The organism is Streptococcus halichoeri, from assembly GCF_009870755.1.
GTDB classification, from domain to species: domain Bacteria; phylum Bacillota; class Bacilli; order Lactobacillales; family Streptococcaceae; genus Streptococcus; species Streptococcus halichoeri.
Genome location: NZ_WLZU01000011.1, coordinates 31,785 through 53,979, shown reverse-complemented (window position 1 = coordinate 53,979; position 22,195 = coordinate 31,785). Strand labels below are relative to the sequence as shown.

The 22,195-nt window shown below is 39.8% G+C and carries 18 protein-coding genes; 1 reads left to right on the top strand and 17 read right to left on the bottom strand.

Annotated features, from left to right (window positions below; all coding sequences use genetic code 11):
* Positions 1-191: 191 nt before the first annotated feature.
* The 16 genes from GWD08_RS04195 to GWD08_RS04120 all read right to left on the bottom strand — a co-directional run bounded on the left by GWD08_RS04195 (position 192) and on the right by GWD08_RS04120 (position 17,983).
* Positions 192-1,343, bottom strand: coding sequence for a bifunctional metallophosphatase/5'-nucleotidase (locus GWD08_RS04195; RefSeq protein WP_159564380.1), 1,152 nt, complete (start codon positions 1,341-1,343; stop codon positions 192-194).
* A 141-nt stretch (positions 1,344-1,484) separates the two neighbouring features.
* Positions 1,485-2,450 (bottom strand): substrate-binding domain-containing protein, encoded by a 966-nt coding sequence (locus GWD08_RS04190; protein ID WP_159564378.1) that lies wholly within the window; start codon positions 2,448-2,450, stop codon positions 1,485-1,487.
* Between the two features lie 75 nt (positions 2,451-2,525).
* Positions 2,526-3,467, bottom strand: a complete 942-nt coding sequence (locus GWD08_RS04185; protein WP_159548818.1) for an ABC transporter permease subunit — start codon at positions 3,465-3,467, stop codon at positions 2,526-2,528.
* Between the two features lies 1 nt (position 3,468).
* Positions 3,469-4,947, bottom strand: coding sequence for a sugar ABC transporter ATP-binding protein (locus tag GWD08_RS04180; protein WP_159548821.1), 1,479 nt, complete (start codon positions 4,945-4,947; stop codon positions 3,469-3,471).
* A gap of 18 nt (positions 4,948-4,965) precedes the next feature.
* Positions 4,966-5,364: a D-ribose pyranase gene (rbsD, locus tag GWD08_RS04175; RefSeq protein WP_159543587.1), complete on the bottom strand. Its 399-nt coding sequence runs from the start codon at positions 5,362-5,364 to the stop codon at positions 4,966-4,968.
* Positions 5,339-6,250, bottom strand: a complete 912-nt coding sequence (gene rbsK / locus GWD08_RS04170) for a ribokinase (RefSeq protein ID WP_159548824.1) — start codon at positions 6,248-6,250, stop codon at positions 5,339-5,341. Before rbsK ends, rbsD begins: the two co-directional genes overlap by 26 nt.
* A 127-nt stretch (positions 6,251-6,377) precedes the next feature.
* Entirely contained in the window at positions 6,378-7,373 is a 996-nt protein-coding gene (locus tag GWD08_RS04165) for a LacI family DNA-binding transcriptional regulator (protein ID WP_159543583.1), read from the bottom strand.
* Positions 7,374-7,769: 396 nt separating this feature from the next.
* Entirely contained in the window at positions 7,770-8,819 is a 1,050-nt protein-coding gene (locus GWD08_RS04160; protein WP_159543581.1) for a SepM family pheromone-processing serine protease, read from the bottom strand.
* Positions 8,797-9,297: a pantetheine-phosphate adenylyltransferase gene (gene coaD / locus GWD08_RS04155; protein WP_159548830.1), complete on the bottom strand. Its 501-nt coding sequence runs from the start codon at positions 9,295-9,297 to the stop codon at positions 8,797-8,799. Before coaD ends, GWD08_RS04160 begins: the two co-directional genes overlap by 23 nt.
* Positions 9,287-9,826 carry a 16S rRNA (guanine(966)-N(2))-methyltransferase RsmD gene (gene rsmD, locus GWD08_RS04150; RefSeq protein WP_159543577.1) on the bottom strand — a complete coding sequence of 180 codons (540 nt, stop codon included), beginning with the start codon at positions 9,824-9,826 and terminating at the stop codon, positions 9,287-9,289. The genes coaD and rsmD overlap by 11 nt, the downstream gene beginning before the upstream one ends.
* Positions 9,827-10,300: 474 nt before the next feature.
* Entirely contained in the window at positions 10,301-11,251 is a 951-nt protein-coding gene (gene arcC / locus GWD08_RS04145; RefSeq protein WP_159548833.1) for a carbamate kinase, read from the bottom strand.
* 13 nt (positions 11,252-11,264) lie between these two features.
* Positions 11,265-12,599, bottom strand: coding sequence for a dipeptidase (locus tag GWD08_RS04140; protein WP_159564376.1), 1,335 nt, complete (start codon positions 12,597-12,599; stop codon positions 11,265-11,267).
* 41 nt (positions 12,600-12,640) lie between these two features.
* Entirely contained in the window at positions 12,641-14,137 is a 1,497-nt protein-coding gene (locus GWD08_RS04135) for a YfcC family protein (protein ID WP_159543571.1), read from the bottom strand.
* A gap of 107 nt (positions 14,138-14,244) precedes the next feature.
* Positions 14,245-15,258: an ornithine carbamoyltransferase gene (argF, locus tag GWD08_RS04130; protein ID WP_159543569.1), complete on the bottom strand. Its 1,014-nt coding sequence runs from the start codon at positions 15,256-15,258 to the stop codon at positions 14,245-14,247.
* Between the two features lie 530 nt (positions 15,259-15,788).
* The gene (arcA, locus tag GWD08_RS04125) at positions 15,789-17,024 is read right to left on the bottom strand and encodes an arginine deiminase (RefSeq protein WP_159543567.1); all 1,236 of its coding nucleotides are present in this window, start codon (positions 17,022-17,024) and stop codon (positions 15,789-15,791) included.
* A 275-nt stretch (positions 17,025-17,299) separates the two neighbouring features.
* Positions 17,300-17,983 (bottom strand): Crp/Fnr family transcriptional regulator, encoded by a 684-nt coding sequence (locus tag GWD08_RS04120; RefSeq protein WP_159543565.1) that lies wholly within the window; start codon positions 17,981-17,983, stop codon positions 17,300-17,302.
* Between the two features lie 144 nt (positions 17,984-18,127).
* On the opposite strand from GWD08_RS04120, the gene GWD08_RS04115 reads away from it, so the two are divergent.
* Positions 18,128-18,601, top strand: coding sequence for an arginine repressor (locus GWD08_RS04115; protein WP_159543563.1), 474 nt, complete (start codon positions 18,128-18,130; stop codon positions 18,599-18,601).
* Between the two features lie 168 nt (positions 18,602-18,769).
* On the opposite strand, the gene hupY is transcribed toward GWD08_RS04115, so the two are convergent.
* A complete protein-coding gene (gene hupY, locus GWD08_RS04110; protein ID WP_159548842.1) occupies positions 18,770-21,913 on the bottom strand; it encodes a leucine-rich repeat adhesin HupY/LrrG in 3,144 nt (1,047 codons plus the stop codon).
* Between the last annotated feature and the right edge of the window lie 282 nt (positions 21,914-22,195).

Genomic DNA, 22,195 nt, shown 5'->3' with positions numbered 1-22,195 from the left:
TCCTGATCTTCAAAAAGGTTAAGCTGTGTTATAATTTTCATAGTGAGACCTCGTTAATAGAGATTTTTGCTTAAAACTATTATAACGCTTTGACGTTTCATTGAGGCTCACAAAAGGGAAAAATCGCTACTTAACGTGGCGATTTTTCTTTTTGAGGGTTTGAAAAGCTATGATGGCTATGGAATAACTAACTACGGGAATGATTCATTAAAGCGCAGCTGACCAAATTGCTTCCCGCGAAAACCCATACCATGAATGTCTTGATGCTCTAATAAGCGTGCCTGCTCCATAATATCACTACAAACATCTTGCAACTCAGCCTGATTCAACTCAAACACAACAAGCCGCATCTGGTGAGGTAAGGCTTGATGTAGCTGGGCCATGGTGAGATGTTGTGAAAATGGTGTCACAATTAAACCTGAATTAATAATAGAACAATCGGCTTTAGCATAGGCTTGCATAGCCTCCATAACCAGTTTTTCACTTTCACCTTGACTCAGATTATGTGTAAAATCAGTAACAACTTCTTGACTAAGCAGGGCTATACCAGCTTGATACAAGTCGGCTATTTGTTTTTGGTCCTTGGGTTGACTGGACATGTGACTCATCTCATGTGCCTTAATGTCAATAGTGGTCAGTTGATGATTTTGCAATTGCAGCTTGATTTCACCAGCATACTGTCCGTATTTTCCTGCAGCAGCCAAGTAAACACCATTTAAAAAAGCTCCCTCAGGAAAAACATGATGGGTATGAGACCCAATGATGAGATCCAGTTTATCTACTTCTTCAGTGATTTTTTCATCCATTCGAATGCCTAGATGACTCAGTAGAATGCGGACATGGGCACTAGCCACTTCTGGGTTTTGTAAATCACTCTTTAGACAGCTAATCGGATCTAGAATTTCCCAACCATTAGGTTGATAGGTTGTATAGTAGGGAAAGGTATAGGCTAAAAAGGCAATTTTTGTCCCTTTCTTAGTCTCATAAATGTAATAGGGTTTAGCCCAGCTGGGCATCTGTCCTTTATCTCGCAGATTACCCAACACTACATGAAAGTCAGCTGCCTCATATACCTGATTGAGGGCCTCTTTTGGCAGCCCCACCCCTTCGTTATTTCCGATAGTTGCCAATTGAATGCCTAAACGATTCATCAAAGCGACATTAGCTCGCCCTCTAGTCGCTTCTGTCAGCGGATGACTACGATCAACATTATCACCTAAGTCACAACGAATCACCTCGGCAGTAGTATCTTGATAATTCTGAAAATAACGTTCTAATTTGGGATAGGCTTCAAAATGTGAATGTAAATCATTCAAATGTAAAATGCGAAGCTCTTCTTGCATTTGCTCATCCTTCCTTCACACTAAGCCAAAGCTTGCTTGTTCTATTATACCATGTTCCTAAAGAGCTAACCGCCATTAAAAATAAGAATAAACAATAAAAAGCTAGGAATACTCAAGATTCCTAACTCTGCATTTAAGGCATTACCAATTGTATTGATCAACATTGTCTTTAGTAACAAGATAAATTGGAGAAATGGTTTTCTTTGCAACTTTTTTGCCTTGGTAGTGATCAATGGCGGCTTGAATGGCAATTTCACCCATTTTAGCAGGTTGCTGGGCAATAGTAGCAGATAGGTCCCCTTTTTTAATGGCATCATGCGCATCAGGCTGCCCATCAATCCCAACAATCAAAACATCTTTCAAGCCAGCGGATTTAACAGCTTGAGCTGCTCCTAAGGCCATTTCATCATTTTGAGCAAAGATTGCTGCAACTGCTTTGTTACCTTGAATCATATTTTGAGCAGTATTCAAAGCCTTGGCACGGTCAAAATTGGCTGATTGACTGGAGAGAACACTCAGTTTTGTTTGTGCGACTGTTTTAAATCCCTTACCACGGTCAACTGTTGCTGAAGCCCCAGGGACACCTGATAATTCAAAAGTTTTAGCTTGTTGGCCCCGGGTTTTAACAATATAAGCGGCAGCCATTTTCCCCGCTGCCACATTATCAGAAGCAACAGTCGTTAAAACCTGTCCTCCTTCACTTCCACGGTCAATCAAGATTACAGGAATATTGGCATTGTTTGCTGATTTAATGGCTGAGACTACTGCTTTGGAATCGACAGGATTAATCAAGATAGCATCTACATTTTGGCTGATAAAATTTTGAATGTCATCTGCTTGACGAGCAGCATCATCTTGTGCATCAGCAACTTTTAAACTTAGCTTTTTGTCATCCGCATTTTTGACGATGCCATCTTTCATAGCTACGAAATAAGGATTATTTGTTGTCGAAATCGAAACACCCAATTTCAAATCTTTAGCAGCTTTTTTTGTCACTACTTTACTGGTTTGACTTGATGAATTCCTAAGACCAGTCTTTCCACAAGCACCAAGAACTAGAATCATTGATAGCAGCGCTATAAAACCTAATTTTTTTCTAAATGTCATTGCTTACTCCTTTTCGAATACATAATATACAAGACCTGTTCGCTTTTTTAGCAGAGTACCTGGTCTGAGCTCATTTTATTTTGCTACTTTAAAACGATCAAGCAAAACAGCCATTAAGATAACAATCCCTTTGACCACTTGTTGCCAAAAGGCTGATACACCTATAATGTTTAAGCCATTGTTAAGAACACCAATAATCAGTGCCCCAATCAAAGTTCCAATAATCCGACCTTTACCACCAGAAAGCGAGGTACCACCAAGCACTACAGCAGCAATGGCATCCATTTCATAACTGGTTCCTGCTGTTGGCTGTGCTGAACTTAAACGAGAAGTGATAATCAATCCAGAAACTGCCGCCATCATCCCAGAAATAGTGTAGATAATAATCTTAACCTTGTTTAGCTTAACACCTGAGATATATGCTGCTTTTTCATTTCCTCCTAGCGCATACACAGATTTCCCAAATGCCGTTTTATGTAGCAAAATATACAAAATAATAAACACAATAAACATGAGAATGACCGGAAAGGGAATTCCCACAATATAACCTTGACCTAAGAATTGGAACCAAAAGTTATCTGATAACCCCTTAGTAATAGGATTACCATTGGAATAAACCAAGGTTATCCCCCGAAAAATCGTCATGGTTGCCAAAGTCACAATAAAGGGAGCAAGCCTGCCATAAGAAACGAACAAGCCATTTAACATGCCAAATAAAGCCCCCAACCCCAAAGCAAGTAAAATAGCAAGACTCACCGGAACACCACTGCCAATCATACCTGCTGTTAAAGCACTTGAGAGAGCTAAAATGGAGCCAACAGATAGGTCAATCCCGCCAGTCAAAATAACAAAGGTCATCCCAAAAGCAATAAAACCATTAGCAGTTACTTGTAGCAGTAAGTTGAGCAAATTATTAGTCGTTAAAAAATTTGAATTAATGACTGAGATTACCACCATTAAAACAATCAATGCAATCAGAGTGGTTAACTCCGAAATGTACTTTATAACATTTTTCACCTTAATTTCCTCCTGTGGCCAAGTGCATCACTCTTTCTTGAGTGGCCTGTGCTCGACTCAATTCACCCATCATTTTTCCTTCATGCATCACCATGATGCGATCGCTAACGCCAAGCACTTCTGGAAGATCAGAGGAAACCAGGATAATCGGCACACCTCGATCGGCCAACTCATTCATGAGCTGATAGATTTCACGCTTGGCACCTACATCGACACCGCGTGTTGGTTCATCTAGTATTAAAACTTTAGGTGCGATACCAATCCACTTAGCTAAAACAACTTTTTGTTGGTTGCCACCGGATAATTTTCCTACTGGCAAAGCTGGCCTTCCTGATTTGATGCGCAAGCGATCAATTAATTGTTGGACAAACACTTGACTAGTCTTTTCATCAAAAAGTCCATGTTGACTGAAATCTTTCGTGCTAGGCAAAGTCATATTATCTTTGATACTAAAATCAAGAATTAAGCCTTCATCCTTACGATTTTCAGTCAAAAACCCTAACCCCTGATTAATAGCCTGTGATGGGTTTGCTATGTGAACTTGGCGACCATCAATTTTAATACTACCTGATTTTTTCTTATCAATGCCAAAAATAGCCCGCATGACCTCTGTACGACCAGACCCCATTAGTCCAGAAAAACCCAGGATCTCACCTTGACGTACATGAAAGGAAATGTCCTCAAAAGTCTCCCCACTAAGACTATCTACTTCAAAAGCAATCTCTCCAATCTCTGTATCTTTTGTTGGATAATAATCTTCTAATTGACGACCAACCATTTGACGCACCAATTCAGCAGCTGATGTGGCTTGAGTCTGTTTTGTATCAACAACAATACCATCTCGCATAACCGTGACAAAATCTGTTATTTTAAAGATTTCTTCCATCCGATGGGAGATATAAACAATGCCAACCCCCTGCTCTTTTAGGTCACGAATTACTCGAAAGAGATTGTTAGTTTCTCGGTCCGTTAAAGCAGCCGTAGGCTCATCCATAATCAAAATAGAAAGTGGATTAAGTAAGCTTTTAGCAATTTCAATCATCTGTTGTTGACCAACAGATAAGTCACCAATCGGTCGATCTAAAGGAATGGTTACTTTTAAGCGTGCAAAAACTTCCTCAGCCTTTTGTCGCATTAATGTTTGATTTAATAGTCCCAAAGGTCCCTTTATTTCTCGACCTAAAAAAAGATTTTCCAGTACAGTCATTTCTGGCCAAGTATTCATTTCCTGGTGGATAAAGCTAATGCCAAATTGCTCTGCTTCTTGAGGATTAGCAAATACGCGCTCTTGGCCATCAATGTAGATAGTGCCAGAGCTAGCTGGAAATAATCCTGTTAAGATATTCATGAGCGTTGATTTTCCAGCTCCATTTTCACCCATTAAAGCATGAACCTGTCCAGAATATAATTCTAAATCAATTCTTTCAAGCACCTTATTGCTACCAAATGATTTAGAAATGTTGCGCATATCAATTTTCAAAGAGGGCACCCACCTTTTCTAAATGATAACTCCAGATTGTAAGATAATATTCGAATAAGGAGTGTTTTCACCTGTTCGAATCACCGCTTTGACAGCTTGATTTAAACCCTTAAACTCCTCATGCGAAACATACTCCACAACAACCTGATCATTAAATTTTGCTAATAAAGTAGCCAATTGTTCCGGATTAGCCGTTTTTATTTCCTCAGCTAAGATAACTTTCTCAACCAGAATATTGTCAAGATAGACATCAAGAACTTCCTGAAAATTCGGCTGTCCTAGCTTAAGTGCCAAATCAATTTTTGCCACTCCTTGTGGCACAGGCAAACCTAAATCACTAATACAGACACGATCTGTATGTCCTAAATCAGCAGCTAATTTTGCGACTGAACTATTCAAAATGCCATGCTTTTTCATAAGCTGGATGCTCCTTCATTTCTTCTAAACTGGGCATGCCTCCTTGCGCCCCAAATTTTTGCACCGATAGATGCGCAGCCAAGGTTGCAAACCGTAACGCCTGAGTAAGCTCTAAACCTTGGGCAATGGCATAACCTAATGCTCCATTAAATGTATCTCCTGCTCCAGTAGTGTCAATCGCTTGCGCTTTGATAGCAGGAATATGTTGTACCTGATTTTTACTGGCATAGGTTAACCCTTTTGAGCCTAGCGTAACAATCAATTTCTCTGGATAAGTCAACAAAGCCTCACTCAAGTTTTTATCAGGAAAAAGCTCCTGACACTCATGTTGGTTCGGGGTAAAATAAGTCACCAAATCCAGCATTTCTAGATCTGTTTCTCGTGCCGGCGCTGGATTGTAAAGGACCGGAATCTGATGCTTCTGACAAAAATGAGCAATCTGCAGATTAGCATGATGTGGAATCTCATTTTGTAAAACCACTAATTCAGCTGCAGTAATCACTTGCCACTCATCCCGCCATTGATTAGGGTCAACAAGACCATTAGCTCCCGGGTAATAGATAATACGATTATCTGACTGATACAAGGTGATTTGGGCAACACCTGATGGTGCTGGTAACGTTCCCACATGCTGCGTACAAATGTGATTTGCTGTCAGATTAGCTTGTAAAAGAGGGCCAAATGAATCTTTCCCAACTGCACCAAGCATGGTAATCTGGTCGCTTTTATTGCTTAAGCGACCAATTGCAACCGCCTGATTAGCTCCCTTTCCACCAGGTACCATTGAAAAACTATCCCCAACGACAGTTTCTCCTTCCTGAGGTATCCGGCTTGTTTGCATGACTAAATCCATAGAAATGCTTCCTACAATGGCAATATTACTCATATTTTTAAATCATTCCTTTCGTTTCACTCAAGGCATAACACCACAGATTCAACGCAGATTAATTTCAAAAATCAGGTTTCAAGACCTCTTTTTAGTGCACCCAAAATTAGGACAAACAATAAATCAATTAACTTTTATTTTTTTCAAACTTCCTCCTTATGGTCTCGCGTTCCACATAGTGAACAGGTAATTTGATACGCTTATCTTCCACAGGAATTTGATTGGCAATTTTATAAATAAGCTCAGCTGCATATTTTCCCATAGAATAAGAAGATTGATGAATGGTTGATAAAGAAGGATAGGTAAACTGGCTCATCATAATATCATCGTAACCCATAACCTGAACCTCCTCTGGAATTTTTTTACCCAGTGCATGTAGCTCATGAATATAGGCAATCGCATGAATATCAGATGGAGCAATAATGCTATCAATAGCTTGTTCCTTAGTCAAAATCACCTGAGCTTCTGCCTGAATGGACTCAAACTCAAAAGACTGGCTGTCATAAATAGTGACCTTAGCAGAAGTTTGCTGCAAATAGGCTAAACTGGATTCAAAGCGTTCATTGATATTTTCTGCATAATCAAGCGGACCTCGAATCAGTAAAACATGATTAGCCCCAGCTTCAGCTACAGTCTTAGCTGCCAACCAACCGCCATATTTATTGTCTGAGTAGACACCATAAGTGGTATCTTGTTCAATGCGGTCAACCACGACCACAGGAATCGGCAGGTTGGGAAATTTTTTAGTAAAATCATGCGTGGTGATAATACCAGCGGCATTATTTTGCAACAAAACATTGATATATTCTTCTTCCAAGCTTTCGCTGCTAGCAATATTGCCCAACATTACTCGATAATCTTTTTCCTTTAGAAAAACTTCTGCTCCTCGTGCCAGACGAGGAAAGAAAGGATTAGAAATATCAGGTAATAACAAACCTACTAATTGATTTTTTTTCGTTTTTAGGGACTGCGCTAATATATTAGGGCTATAATGCAATTTATCGATAGCTTGTTTAATCTTAATTGCAGCTTCTGCTGAAACATAACCATTTTGTGAAACATAGCGTGAGACAGTAGATTTAGATACTCCAGCCTCTTGTGCAACTTGTTTAATTGTGACCAAGTGCCTCCTCCTTGTCGTTGTGAAATCGTTCTCACAATCCATATTGTAACCGGTTTCTTTTTGCTTGTCAATCAATTTTCCAAAAAATTATAAAAGTTCCCTTTCAAGGAAATAACCCTCCCTATTTAATGCTTAATCCTCTGCTATCAACAACCACTAGAGCCTCTACTTCGCTTATTTGGCGGCAGAACTTCTGCCCAGCTGCTTACTCATTTGTATTGCCTGCTTCACAGCTTTAGTTCAAAAATGCTCAAAGGCTTACTACTTCCTTACAAAAAAAGCTTGAAGAAAAGGACCTTCTAATAGACCTTTCTCCAAGCTGACATTGTTTATAGATGCTTTAGCTTAAAGCACTATACTAACCATTTTCCTCAATTCACAAACAGAAATTAAGGCTTAAGAGGTCTTACGAAGGTAGCTTATCGCATCTTGCACACTTGTAACAGGAATAATTTTCATATCCGTCTTTAATTGCTTAGCAGCTCGTTTAGCTTCTTCGTAATTGGTTATTGCTTTAGGGTCTTGCTTTTTAATCTGGGGATCAACAGGATTATTCGGAACAAAGAAAATGGTTGCCCCTTCTTTAGCTGCTGCTACTACTTTCAAACCAGCACCACCAATATCTCCGACTTTACCATCGGGCTGAATCGTTCCTGTGCCAGCAATTGTTCTTCCTTTGCGTAAATCCTCATGGTTCACCTGATCAAAGATAGCAAGGGTAAACATGAGGCCTGCACTAGGTCCTCCTACTCCTTCGGTCTTAAAGTCAACATGATCATTGGTTGCTGTTTTTACTTTAGTATGGTCTGTCAGGCCAATACCAATACCATTTTTTCCATTTTCAAGTTTGATAATTTTTCCTTTTTTGGATTCTTTTTGCCCCGCTGATTCAAACTGAACGCTGACCTTTGAACCCAACTGTAAATGAGAAACATAATCCACTAACTCTTTAGAACTCTTAAAAGCGCGGCCATTGACCCCAGTCACTGTATCGGCAATATTTAAAATCCCCTTAAATGTTGATTTTTTATTGATGTCAAGAACATAGACGCCTAGGTAATCTAGAGATACCGGCTTTTTAGCCAATTTGAAGGCCTGATAAATAGCCTCATTTTGAGAAGTTTCCATAAAAAATTGGTTAATCCGCAGATAATCTTCATCACTATAGCCGCCCGTTGTGTCTTTAGCAGACGAAATTTCGGTAAAAGGGGTCATCCAAGCATACAAGAGCTGGGCCACAGACGCCCGACTCAGGCCAACAGCTACAAATTGGTAAGCTCCTTTAGCCTTATCTTTTTCATTGTTAACTGTTAACACCGATTTTATATCATAGGCACCCCCTGGCATCTCTACATAGTAAGGCAGAGGGAAAAAAAGAAAAAAGAGCAAGGCAATCAAGCCAAAAAGCGTTGCCAACCACCATTTAAAGCGTTTTATAAAAGTCATTTCGTTTCTCCACTTCTAATTGAACAGCCTTAGGAACAAGACCAGCTATGGGGGCCTGAAAATGAATTAATTCTTTAACACGACTTGAGCTAATCGCCTGTAAGTCCCGTCTGGCTAGAAAATAAACTGTTTCCAGTTGAGGAGCCAGTCGCTGATTAAAATACTCAAGGCCCGCTTCGTATTCGACATCCGTTACATTGCGTAAACCCCGCACCAAATGCGTCGCTTCCAGCTCTTTGGCCAAATCAACGGCTAAAACGTCTTGAGCAGAAACCACCGTCACATTTTCAAACCGCGCTAGCGTCTCTTTCAAGACCTTAACCCGCGTTGCTATATCAAAAAAGCTCTTTTTCTCAGGATTATAAAAAACACCAATGTACAAGTGTTCAAATAGACCACTAGCACGTGCAATAATATCCATATGCCCATTTGTCACCGGATCAAACGAGCCTGTATAAAGTCCAATTTTACCTGACATATACCGTCACCTTACTTATTCCGTATGTTTTTTCTTTCCAAATGCCCAAATTAGCCACTGCTTCTGGTAGAACAACTGCCTTATCAGTTTCACACACGACCACAACTTCTGGGCCTAATAGCTGGCGCTGCTCCAGAGCTTCAATGGTTGCCACAATCGTTTCTTGTGCGTAAGGAGGATCTAAAAAAACAAGATCAAAGGTGCCGGTTAGCTGAGAGATAGCCTGATTGGCATCCATTTTCAGCAGTTTAAAGTGCTCATCGGCCTTTGTCATGGCAATATTGGCTGTCACAATTGCCTGCGCTTTACGATCGCGTTCGACCAGAATAGCTTGAGACATCCCACGCGAAATGGCTTCAATGGCTAAGGCACCTGAACCTGCAAAAAGATCTAAAACACGACCTCCTTCAAAGAAAGGGCCAATCATATTAAACATTGCCCCGCGAACCTTATCAGAAGTGGGACGAGTTGTTTTACCTGGTAAAGTCTGTAAAGGCCTGCCGCCAAATTCTCCTGCTACAATTCTCATAGAGCTATTATAACAAAAATTTGCCTGATGCAAAGCCTTGAATTTTCTAATTGGCTTCCAAAAAGCTAGTCTGTGAGCTTTTTAGCTTTTGAACGGCCCAAGGTACAATTTTATTTAGCTGGCACTAGCTTCTTTTAGCAGCTAGTCAAAAAGCCATAGCCTTCTCTCAGTTCTTTTGAATCACATAAGCTTTTTGCCATTACTAGCTCTTTTAAAGCTTTCCTGACCTGAGTTCAGCTGGCTCTTATTCTCTTGCCACAGCACAGTATTTTTGCCTTTTTCATTTCTGTAGTGACTCTTATCATTTAGACGAAGAATGTACCAAATTGCTGTTCATTTCAGCGGAGCTTTTCACCTACACCTTTGGCTGGCAGGCTTACCGCCTTGAATATAAAAAAATAGCCTGAAGAAAATCACGTCAAAGAGTTCTTTTCTTCAAGCTACACTAAAGATATGATTTGCTGGTCAGCTCAATTAACCAGCGATAATAGTGGTACCTGCGCCAGCAGATAAAACATTATCAATATTTTCAAGTGACGTAATGATTGCTTTAGCATTTGGCTTATTCTCAACAAAAGCAATCGCTGCTTCGACTTTTGGCAACATGCTACCTGGCGCAAACTGGTCTTGTGAAATGTATGCTTTCATTTGAGAAACAGTCACTTCTTCTAATTTTGTTTGATCAGGTTTATTATAGTTAACATAGACATTGTCAACCCCTGTCAAAACGATAAAGAGATCGGCATCTACAAGTTCAGATAAGGTTTGACTAGCAAAATCTTTATCAATAACAGCTTCCACACCAGTAAGTTCCTTGCTTGATGGATCTTCAACCACTGGCACACCACCGCCACCGGCAGAAACGACAACCACACCTGAATCTACTAGGCTTCTAATAACACTTGCTTCTTTTATACCAACTGGTTTTGGCGATGGAACGACCTTACGCCAACCACGACCAGCATCCTCTTTAAAGGCAGCGCCTGTTTCTTCAGCTTGTTTTTTGGCTTCTTCTTCTGACAAGAACGGTCCAATTGGTTTTGTCGGATTGGTAAAGGCTTTGTCATCTTTATCAACAATAACTTGTGTAACTACCGCAGCCACATCTTTATCAATGCCTTGCGCTTTTAGCTCATTATCTAGAGCATTCACAAGCCAAAAACCGATACTTCCTTCAGTCATGGCTACACAAGTATCAAGTGGCATTGCTGGATTTTTCTCACTGTCAGCCGCAGCTTGTTGTAAGAGGAGGTTTCCTACTTGAGGGCCATTCCCGTGTGTCACAATAACTTCATTACCATCTTTAATTAATTTCACAAGTGATTTAGAGGTTGAAATTAAGGCTTCTTGTTGAGCCTTAGCTGAGGCGTCTGTTGAAAGAATGGCATTGCCACCTAGAGCTACAACGATTTTTTGTTTTGACATGTATTTATTCTCCTTATGAGCGCGTAAGACGATATATTGCTTCGGCGTAGATAGCCATTGCTTTATAGGCATCTTCTAAAACGATATTTTCATTTTCTTGATGTTCGGTTTGAACAGAATCAGGGAAAAGCGCACCAAAAGCTACACAGTTTGGCATAGTTCTTGCAAAGGTTGCACCTCCTGAAGAAATAGCTGGGCTTTGATCGCCTGTTTTTTCACGGTAAACCGCCATTAGAGTTGTCACCAGTTCACTCTCAAGTGGTACATAGAGGGGAGCTAAATAATCAAATTCTTCATAGCTTAATCCATATTCACTGGCTTTTTGGCTGAGCTGTTCCACTAGTTTAGCCTTATCAGCTAACACGGGAATACGAATATCTAAACGAATTTCGCTCCTTTGTGGTGTTAGGGTCAAACCAGCAGTGTTAAAACTCAAAATACCAGATGGTTCATCCTCAACTGGACCAAAAATGGCTAAACCACGGCCGTCTTCATCTATCACATTAGCTAAAAAGTCAATCGTTGAATTCTCAACAACCTTATTGAGGGCTTTAGCTAAGCGAATCAGAGCATTGATACCATAAGGAGCATCTTTGGCATGTTGAGCTAAACCATAGACAGTGAGTGCATCGTCTTTTAAAACATATTCAAATTGATTCTGATCTAATTCTTTTTGCACAGCAGCTAAGTAGTCTCCCTGATAAGTAGCGCGTGCTGGGACAACATTGTAGGCATTACCCACTTCAAGTTGCAGCTTATCAGAACCCTCACCTACTAATTTAGCTTGCAAGAGCCCTTTTTCAGCATAGATCAACGGAAAACTAGAATCTGGAGCAAAACCATAGGTCGCTGTCTCTTCCACTTCATTATAGCGGTTCATACACCGCCACAAGGTTTCTTCATCCGTACCAAAAATAAAGCGAATCTTTTTATGAAAGGTTACACCCGCATCCATTAAGGCCTTAACGGCATAAAGAGCCATCATGGTTGGTCCTTTGTCATCCTGTGTCCCACGGCCATACAAATGACCATCTTTTTCCACACAATCAAAAGGGTCAGTCTTCCACAGATTTCTATCACCTTCTGGGACGACATCCAAGTGACACAAGATAGCTAAGGTCTCCTTAGCTTGGCCTACCTCAGCATAACCATAATAACCTTTAGGGTCAATATAAGTGGTAAAACCTAAGTCTTCACAAATACTTAAGGTTTTTTCAAGCACATCTTGGATAGCTTGACCAAAGGGTGTTCCATTTTCGCCTTCATTAGCTACTGAAGGGTAAGATACAATTGTTTTAATGGCTTTAACACAAGCTTCTTTTATTTCGCTTGTTATATAGTTTTCCATTTTTGTTCACCTCTATTTCTGCGAATGGAGTGTCTCTTTTATTAAATGAAGAAAGTAGCAATGAGTAAGAGTGCTAAACTGATAACCATTACCATAATGATAAATTTAGCAACAAATTTCCACCAAGTAGCAAGATCAACCTTACCAAGCGCTAAAGCCCCCATCACAATCGCTGAGGTTGGTGAGATAATATTAAGAACACCAGATGCTGATTGGAAAGCTGTTATAACGAGATGGGCTGGAACGTTTGAGAAATGGCCAAGCGGTGCCATGATTCCCATCGTCGCTCCCGCTAATCCTGATGTTGATGGAATAAGGAAGGACATTGGTAAATAGAATAAATAGGTTAAGGTAATAAAGACTTGAGAGGAAAGTCCAGAAAGACCATGCTCACCCCAGTTCAAGATCGTTGCCGTAATCATCCCGCTATTCATAATAACTTGGATACCACGTGCAATTGCACAAATCATAGCAACCCCAAGAAGATCTGCAGCACCTGCTAAAAATGAACTAATAAAATCATCCTCAGACATTCGGTACACAAGCGCAACCAAAATTCCCATCATGATAAAGAGCATGGTGATTTCTGGGAAGTACCATGTGCCAAAAGCTGCTGCTGTTTTTCCAAAAATTGTACCAATAACAGGAAGACCCGTAAACCAGGTGTTGATGTCATTAAAGAGGGTAATATTAAAGTTTTCCCAAGGAATCAAACTTAAAATCATGATGGCAAAGGTTATAATAAAAATCCAAAGGACTTTAACCTGACGTTTATCCATTTCCATGTTTTGATTTTCAAGCTTAAACAATTCCCGGTGTTCATCAATCTTATCAGCAACTAGTGATTTGCTTGGATCCTTTTCCACCTTCACAGCATAGCTATGAACATACCAAATTGCTAAGGCAACTAAAATCACCCATTGGATAACCCGCCAGATAATACCATCAGCAATGCTAATATGAGCCGCATCTGCTGCTACACCAGTTGCAAAAGGGTTAATCGTTGAAGCCAAACAGCCAATCTGTGAACCAATCAAAATGACAGAAACAGCGACCAGTGTATCAAACCCAACCGCAATCATTACTGGAATTAAGAGAGGGTAAAAGGCCATTGTTTCTTCACCCATCCCATAAGTTGTTCCACCAAGTGCAAAGATAGGAATCAAAATAGCAATCAGCATTTTTTCCTTGCCTTTGTTTTTCTTTACAACAGAAGCAATTCCCTGATCCAGGGCACCCGTTTTGTTCACAACACCTAAAAAGCCACCAACCATCAAAATAAAGAAGGAGACTTGGATCGCGCCATCGGTTGTTTTTGTTCCAAGCATACCACGTACAGGCGCCATGAAGACATCATAAATCCCTTGAGGATTAGCTTTTACAGCATGGTAAGTTCCTGAGATAACCGTCCCATCTTTAGCCGTTTCATAAGCTCCGGCAGGAATGAACCAAGTCAAAACAGCCATGATTGCTATAATGATAAACAGTACTGTATAGGAGGAAGGGAGTTTGAAGCCCCGTTTTTTTTGTTCTTCCATTATCATTTACCTCTATGATAAAAAAATATTAAAAAATCGCTCTGGTTCTGGTGATTGTTGCCAGTTCCAGAACGATCTTTAATAGTAGTTAAAGTTTCGTAGTTTAATTAGACTTTTGGAATAAATAGATTTCCTAAAGTGGCTGCCATAACAGCCTTAATGGTGTGCATACGGTTTTCAGCTTGGTCAAAGTGACGAGCATATTTGCTACGGAAGACTTCATCAGTAACTTCCATTTCACTAACACCGTATTTTTCAGCAACGTCTTTACCGTACACAGTATTGGTATCATGGAATGCTGGTAGGCAGTGTAAAAAGATGAGGTTTTCATTGTTAGCTTTTTTAATGAGATCCATGTTGACTTGGTAAGGTTGTAGCAATTCAACACGTTCTTTAAACTTATCTTCTTCTCCCATTGATACCCAAACATCTGTATAGAAGACATCTGCGCCCTTAACAGCTTCGTCTGCGTTATCAGTTACAAGTACATGAGCTCCTGACTCTTTTGCATAACCTTCAGCAAGTTTAACAATTTCTTCTGACGGGAAGAGTTCTTTTGGTGAGAAGATATGAACATTAACACCCATTAATGTACCTGCTACCAATAGTGAGTTAGCAACATTGTTACGGCCATCACCACAGTAAACAAGCGTGATACCTTCAAGTTTGCCAAAGTTTTCTTTAACTGTTAAGTAGTCAGCAAGCATTTGTGTTGGATGCCACTCGTCTGTTAGACCATTCCATACTGGAACACCTGAATATTCTGCAAGTTCTTCAACCATACGTTGGCTAAAGCCGCGGAATTCAATCCCATCAAACATGCGCCCAAGAACTTTTGCTGTGTCTTCTGTTGATTCTTTTTTGCCAAGTTGGATGTCATTGGCACCAAGATATTCAGGGTGTGCTCCTAAGTCAATTGCCGCAGTTGTAAATGCTGCACGCGTCCGTGTAGACGTTTTTTCAAACAAGAGGGCAATATTTTTACCTTCTAAATAGTGGTGAGGAATACCACGTTTTTTAAGGTCTTTTAAATGGGCAGCTAAATCGATTAAATATTCAAATTCAGCGCGGGTAAAATCTTTTTCTGCTAGGAAACTACGTCCTTGAAATACTTGAGTCATCTACATCTCCTTTGAGTTATTAATGGATTACTTATTTAATGGTTAGTATCACTTTGCGCCCTCCAATAGTTAAACAGCTAAAAGTAACGTCAAACTTTTTACCAAGAGGGGGAAAACAGGCTCTATCAAACGGTGTGACTTGCCCTTCTAAGGATACTTGGGCCCTTTATCAAAAGGGATAACAGTTAAAACACTATAAAATAAGAGCGGGTCAAAGCCATGCCTAGGCTTTACTGGATGATTATAAATATACAATAATGCAGCAGATTTATCTCCTAGATTCTACAAGAAAGCAAGACTTGTTAGCTGCTTGACTACATTGCCAATTGATTTTCGTTTGAAAGCGCACATGAGAAAATCTTTAGTTGTTGCAAACAAGACAGCGTGTATACAAGACTATTACTATAATTATCATCAAATTCAGTGGCTTTGTCAATAACTGTTTCTAATAATAATGCGATAATAGCCATAAAGCTTGACAATGCCGTGAAATAGCTTTGCAAAACCGGCTCTTATTTCGATAGGGAAAGTTAAATATCTTCTCGTTCAAAAGGCATGGACATACAACGAGGTCCACCACGTCCGCGGACTAATTCGCTTCCTTCAACCTTAATTAAGCGAAGGCCTTTTGATTCAAGAATGGCATTGGTAATGGTATTACGGTTATAAACCACGACAACACCAGGTGCGATGGTTAAGGTGTTAGAACCGTCATTCCATTGTTCACGACCAGCAGCAACAATATTGTCACCACCACAGCGAATCAAATCAACTTTTTCAACACCGAGATTTGCGGCAAGTAGTTCAGCAAGGTCGCCCTTTTCTTCAACGATTTTGAGTTTTTCATTTTCGTAAGTAACTGAGTAAACGCGAAGGTCGCCTTCAATTTCTGGGTGAATGGTAAATTTATCATAGTCAACCATTGTAAACACAGTGTCTAAGTGCATAAATTTACGGTTATTGGCAAATTCAAAGGCAAGAACCTTCTTGAAACCAAGATTTTCTTTAAAGATATTTACCAATAATTTTTCAATTGAGGCAGCATCTGTACGTTGTGAAATACCAACAGCAAGTACGTCTTTAGAAAGGATGAGCTCATCGCCACCTTCTATCCGGGTGTTTTCACTACGGTCATAGACCATTGGCACAGCACCATTACCATATACTGGGTGATAGGTGAAGATATATTTACCATAGAGCGTTTCGCGGTTACGGGTTTCTGAGAACATGTGGTTAAGAGAAACGCCTTCTCCAATGGTTGCAAACGGATCCCGTGTGAAGTAGAGGTTTGGCATTGGATCAATTGCAAATGGGTAATCAGATTCAACTAAATCGGTTAGACCTTTTGCGTCAGCTGGGATTTCTGGAAGTTCTGATTTTTGAATACCAGCCATTGATTTATCAATCAATTCTTGATTGTCTTTAATGGACATAAGCAATTCGCGAATAGCTTTTTTCGTTTCTCGTCCTCTGATGTTTGCTTCAGAAATGTATTCATCAATAAACTGTTCACGAATGTCATCATTAATTAAAGATTCAGCAGCCAATTTTTCAAGATAAAGCACTTCCACACCTTCTTTACGAAGAGCTTCTGCAAAGGCATCGTGCTCTTTTTGTGCTGCTTCTAAGTAAGGAATATCATCAAAAAGTAAACGTTCAAGATAGTCTGGCATTAAGTTTTCAATTTCTTTACCAGGTCTGTGAAGCATTACTTTTTTTAGTTTTCCAATTTCTGAATAAACATGAATTGGTGATTTAGCAGTCATTTGAATTACCTCTTTCTAAATAGATAAGTCGTTGTGAATTCACAGGTCAAGATTATGTTACTCCTGCTCATAGTTTTAGTATAATTTGTAAACGGTTCAAAAACAGGAAATTCATCACGTTATTTTGTATGATTTCTGACACTTTTCGTCGCGGAAATGCATACTTATTAATTTGAATGCGTTTACTTGTAAGTTTTTTACATTATTCGACAAAAGTTTATACTTATTAATTCGAAAAAAATATAAAAACAGTAAAAAATACTACATTTTACTGTTTAATGTGTAAATTGGAGAAAATAATCCTTATCCAGATAAGTTAAGTATTTGCCTTTAATAGCAATACGTCGCTCACGCTTGAGTCTACTCATGACATGGCTGACAGTCTCACGCGTCGTTCCACTCATATTAGCGATCTCAGTTGAGGTTAATTGAAAAGGAAGCGTATTAGTTGTCTCTGTTCCCATTTCGATTAATAAAATAGCAAGGGATTGAATAACTCGAGAACTAGCGCTTGAAGTGATGAGGTTACGTACTCGTAGCTCATGCAATTCCAATAATTTGGATAATTTTCCAAAAAGATGCAAGATTTGCTGCTGATTCGTCAAGGAATAGCGTTCAAAAAGCTCTGCTGGCATGTAGTAATAAGAAACATCTGTCATCGCCACCACAGAAAAATGGTACCTGGCATCTGTAAAAATACCGCCATAGGGAAAAATCGTGCCATGCCGAATAAAGTCTGTGTAGAGGAAGGAACCTGACTGATCGCTTTGTTCCACCCGGAAATAGCCTTTATCAACAATAAATAGTTTATCGCGAACATCCCCTTCAAAAAAGAGAACATGCCCTTTTGGCACTCGTCGGTACTCCATTTGACCAGCAATCTTATCAAAAGCTTCAATAGAAAAATACTTAAAATCATCTAATTTTCTTAGATATTGATAATCTTCCCTCTTAAGCAAGGCCTACCTCCTATTTTCACTCATCTTATTTATTCTACCACAAAAGAAAGCTTTATGTAAGCGGTTCAGAAAAAACTTTACAGCTAGTGGCCTTTTTGCTATACTCAAAACAATAATCAAAGCTTAAAAAGGGGTCTTTCATACATGAACAAAAAAGAAACGCGTCATCAACTAATTCGTTCTTTAATATCAGAGACAACCATTCACACCCAACTAGAGCTCCAAAAAAAATTAGAAAAAAATGGGATTCATATCACACAGGCTACCCTATCACGAGATATGAAGGAATTAAATCTTGTCAAAGTGTCCAATGGAACAGAGACCCACTATGAAACTTTAGCTATTTCACAGACGCGTTGGGAACATCGCTTGCGCTTTTATATGGAAGATGCTCTCGTCATGCTAAAAGTTGTGCAACACCAAATCGTCTTAAAGACCTTACCAGGACTTGCCCAATCATTTGGCTCCATTTTAGATGCTATGCAAATCCCAGAAGTTGTGGCAACTGTGTGTGGCGATGATACCTGCTTGATTATTTGTGAAACCAATCAGGAGGCTCAGGCTTGCTTTGAACGACTTAGCCACTACACCCCGCCCTTTTTCTTTAGCAATAAATAAAGTATGGGAACAAAAAATTATTACCTTGTAAAAACTGCACGAAATCTTCGCTAAGAAAGGCTGATTTCATGCAGTTTTTTATTATTTTTTAGTGCTATTTTAGCTGTAAGTGAATTTTGCATTCCTTACTTGACTTATTTACTAGAGAGCATTTTCTTGCTAAAATGCTTATTCTTTTTTAGATGATCGTAATTTAAAGAAACCAAAGAAACCAAGCAGGGCGAGTCCTAATAGCCTTATTGGCATAGCTGCTGGTTGTTCAGCTGTTTGTGGTAAGGAAGTCTCTGAAGCAGAATGGCCTGCTTTTACTGATGAGGCTTGCTGGCCAAATACACGTTGGCTGTCTGCTGCTTTGCCCATTCCCTTTTTCTCTTGACTATTTTCAATGACAACTTGGCTAAGTTTATTGTTAGTAGTTCCTGGAATGTGCTGGCTAGGGCTTTGCTTAGCGTTTTTACCAGCAAGTTGGCTTTGTTTGGCCTTGTGCTTCATGTAATCTCTTGCAGCATCCTGGATGGCCTTAAAGATTCCTAGACGGTGCTCTGGGGCCTTTTTAACTTCAGAAATGTTAAGCTGGGTAAGGTCTTTATGCAAAATATCATCAATGAAAAGTCCCTCATAGTCAGCTAAGGTTGCAATTGCAAGGGCATGGTAACCTTCATTATCTTCATCAACATTTAAAATAGTATTCCCATAATCATCTTTTTGGCCCTGTCCTATTGTATCACTCATATCAAGGACAAAAAGAATTTTGCCATTTTCATCAGTATAAAGATTAAGTCCGATGTAATACTCAGGAATCGGTAAGGAAGTTTTTAGCAAATAGAGTCCCTGGGTCATTCTTGCTTGGGAAATCTCTCCTTGATTCAGTGCTAAGTTGAGGAGCTGGTGCAATTCGTTTTCCAAGCGTTTTACCTGAGTGGCGCTTAATGCACTATTATTATAGGAAAGTCGATATTTTGGCAAGTGCTGCTCTAATAGCTTAAGATTAGCAGTTTGAGCTGTTTGTTGAATGACTTGCTCTGCTTTTTTGAGATACTGATCAATGGTTACCCGAGATAGGAAAAAATCAACTTCATACAGGTATTTCAACTGGTAACCCAGGCGTACCGTTTTATTTAAAAGAAGCTGCTGACCAGTTTGTTTCAAGTTAGTAAAGTGTACTGCAGTCGCAGCTCGCAAGCTATCAAAGGCCACTTGGTCAATTCTGCGTAATGCCTGCTCAACTGTTGTCATATCACTTGTCATCAACTCAGGGTCAATTTCAAAGTGGGTTCCATCTGCCAATCGATAGTGATTTTGATGAGCTGTTCTAATGATGACGGCTTTACTCTTATTGTCATCAAAAGCATTAAAGGCGATTTTTGTAACCTTATGAGGGAGATGAACCTCTTCAATCGCATTATTTTTGAAAGCTTCTTCATGGATTGCTGTCAGTGCTGCGGGCAATTGAATGGTTTTTAAGTGATTATGCGCAAAGGTCTGGACACCTATTTCTTCTAAGCCTAGCAGTGCTGATAGATCTAATGCATCTAAAGCGTTGCTTAGAAAAGCCATCTCGCCGATTTTACTGATTTTATTGCCTAAAAAGAGCAGGTGTTTAGCACCATTTTGTCTAAATGCAGATAATCCTATTGTTTCGACATTTTCAGGAATGACAATTGCTGAAATCCGATTGATGTGAAAGGCTGCATCGCCAATTACTTTTAGTTTTTCATTTAGCGTGAGGCTTTCGATAGCATTATTCATAAAAGCGCCTTGGCCAATTTCTTCTAGGTCATCACTTGCTTCAAAACTTTCCAAATTATTGGATTGGAAAGCAAAGGCGCCTATTTTTTTGATGGTTGCTGGAAGTTCAAGACTCTTAATGTCAAATTTTTGCAGGGTTTTCTCAGCAAAATTAACATTTCTAAAAGCACTATCAGCAATTTCCGTAATCTTCACACCTTGATGCTCACTTGGCAAGACAAGGGCTTTGTTTTTTCTGATTTTTTGTAAACCTGTTTGTGAAAAGCCGGTCAAAATATGCCCTTGATACGTGAAATCTGCTTGGGTCCACTGACTAGCATCAAGCTCACCCTGCGCTTGGTTAGCGCTAGCTTGTGGATGAATAAGAACGTTTTCGGTATGTAAGTGATGGGGATTTTGACCATCTGTGGTCCACAATACCACGCTATTGCCATATGCTGCCTCACCTGGGTTACCTGTAAAGCTGTCTGGTCCTAGATGCCGAATGCTGCGAGGCAGTTTAACTTGTCTTAAGTCATTATCTTGGAAAGTTGCCTCTTTTAATTCTGTCAGCTCTTCTCCTTCAAAAATAATATCGGTCAGGCGATTTGACTTAAAGGCTCTTTCTCCAAGGTCTTTTAATGTTTTAGGCAGGTGCAAGGGGCCAGTAATCTGATTGTCAAAGAAGGCCTGATCACCGATTTTACGGATGGACTGTGGGAGCTGCAATTTTTTTAAAGCCATATGCGCAAAAGCATAATCAGAAATGGTGGTTAAGCTATCTGGTAAGTCTACTTCAACTATGCCACTATTATTATTAAACGCATCCTGTCCAATATAAAGGTAGCCTTCAGGAATCATTATTTTATGGATCAGAAATGGTCCAAAATCTTCACCAACTATTGCGATGGGATGACCATCCACATCCAGCTGATTTACTTCGCCATTTTCGCCTTCACGACCAGTATAATCTGCGATTTCTTGAGATTTATAAGGGGTAAAAGCAAAGCTGGCAATCTTAGTCAGCGGTCGGTTATGAGCATCCCTTTGAGGCAAGATGACTTCCGGTGTTTCAGCTAATTTGCGAAGCCCATCTTTGGAAAAACCAAGTAAAGTATCATCCTTGGTTACAAAATCACTAGCCTGCCATGTGTTTTCTGTCCTATGAGGCGCGGATGCTGATGAGGCTTTCTGTGACTGCGGCGCGGGTGCTGATGATGAAGCTTTCTGTGATTGCGGCGCTGTGGAAGTGATGTCAGTAGTTGGTTTTGGAGTTGCCTGGTCTAAAGACCTACTGTCAGCAGCAACGTCAACCTGAGCTGAAGCTTGCTTAGCATCTTCTTTAAATAAATCAGTTACTAAGTCCTGATCACTTGCTTGGTCTAAGCCACTGCTTTTTGACCGCACGTCTAAAGAAGTATCCTCATCGTCAAACCAATCATCAGTCTCAGCCTTTTTCTGATTAAGCTGGGCCTGGTCGCTCGCTGGAGCGTTTTCTAATCCCTGGACTTCCTGAGCATGGCAAATCAAGGTGGCCACAATAAGACTCAGGGTCAGTGCCTGGAGCGGTGTTTTCTTGTTCATTTTTTCCTTTCTAAACAATCATCAACTCTTTCTCAATGAGGTCCCAAAGTTAAAAAGTGAGATTGTTTGATTTTATTAGCCTACTCTAATTATACTATTAGAATATTTTTAAGGGCATTATAGCACAGTTTGCTGACTTTGGCGAATCAAATTTTACTATTCTGCTATTTTTAACCTCGCTAGGATGCTTGCCCAGCATAAAAAACTGGTATGACCACTTGTGAGATCAGCTGAAACATGGCTTACGCAAAATCAGCTGAGCTTGAGAAAATGCTCTAAAAA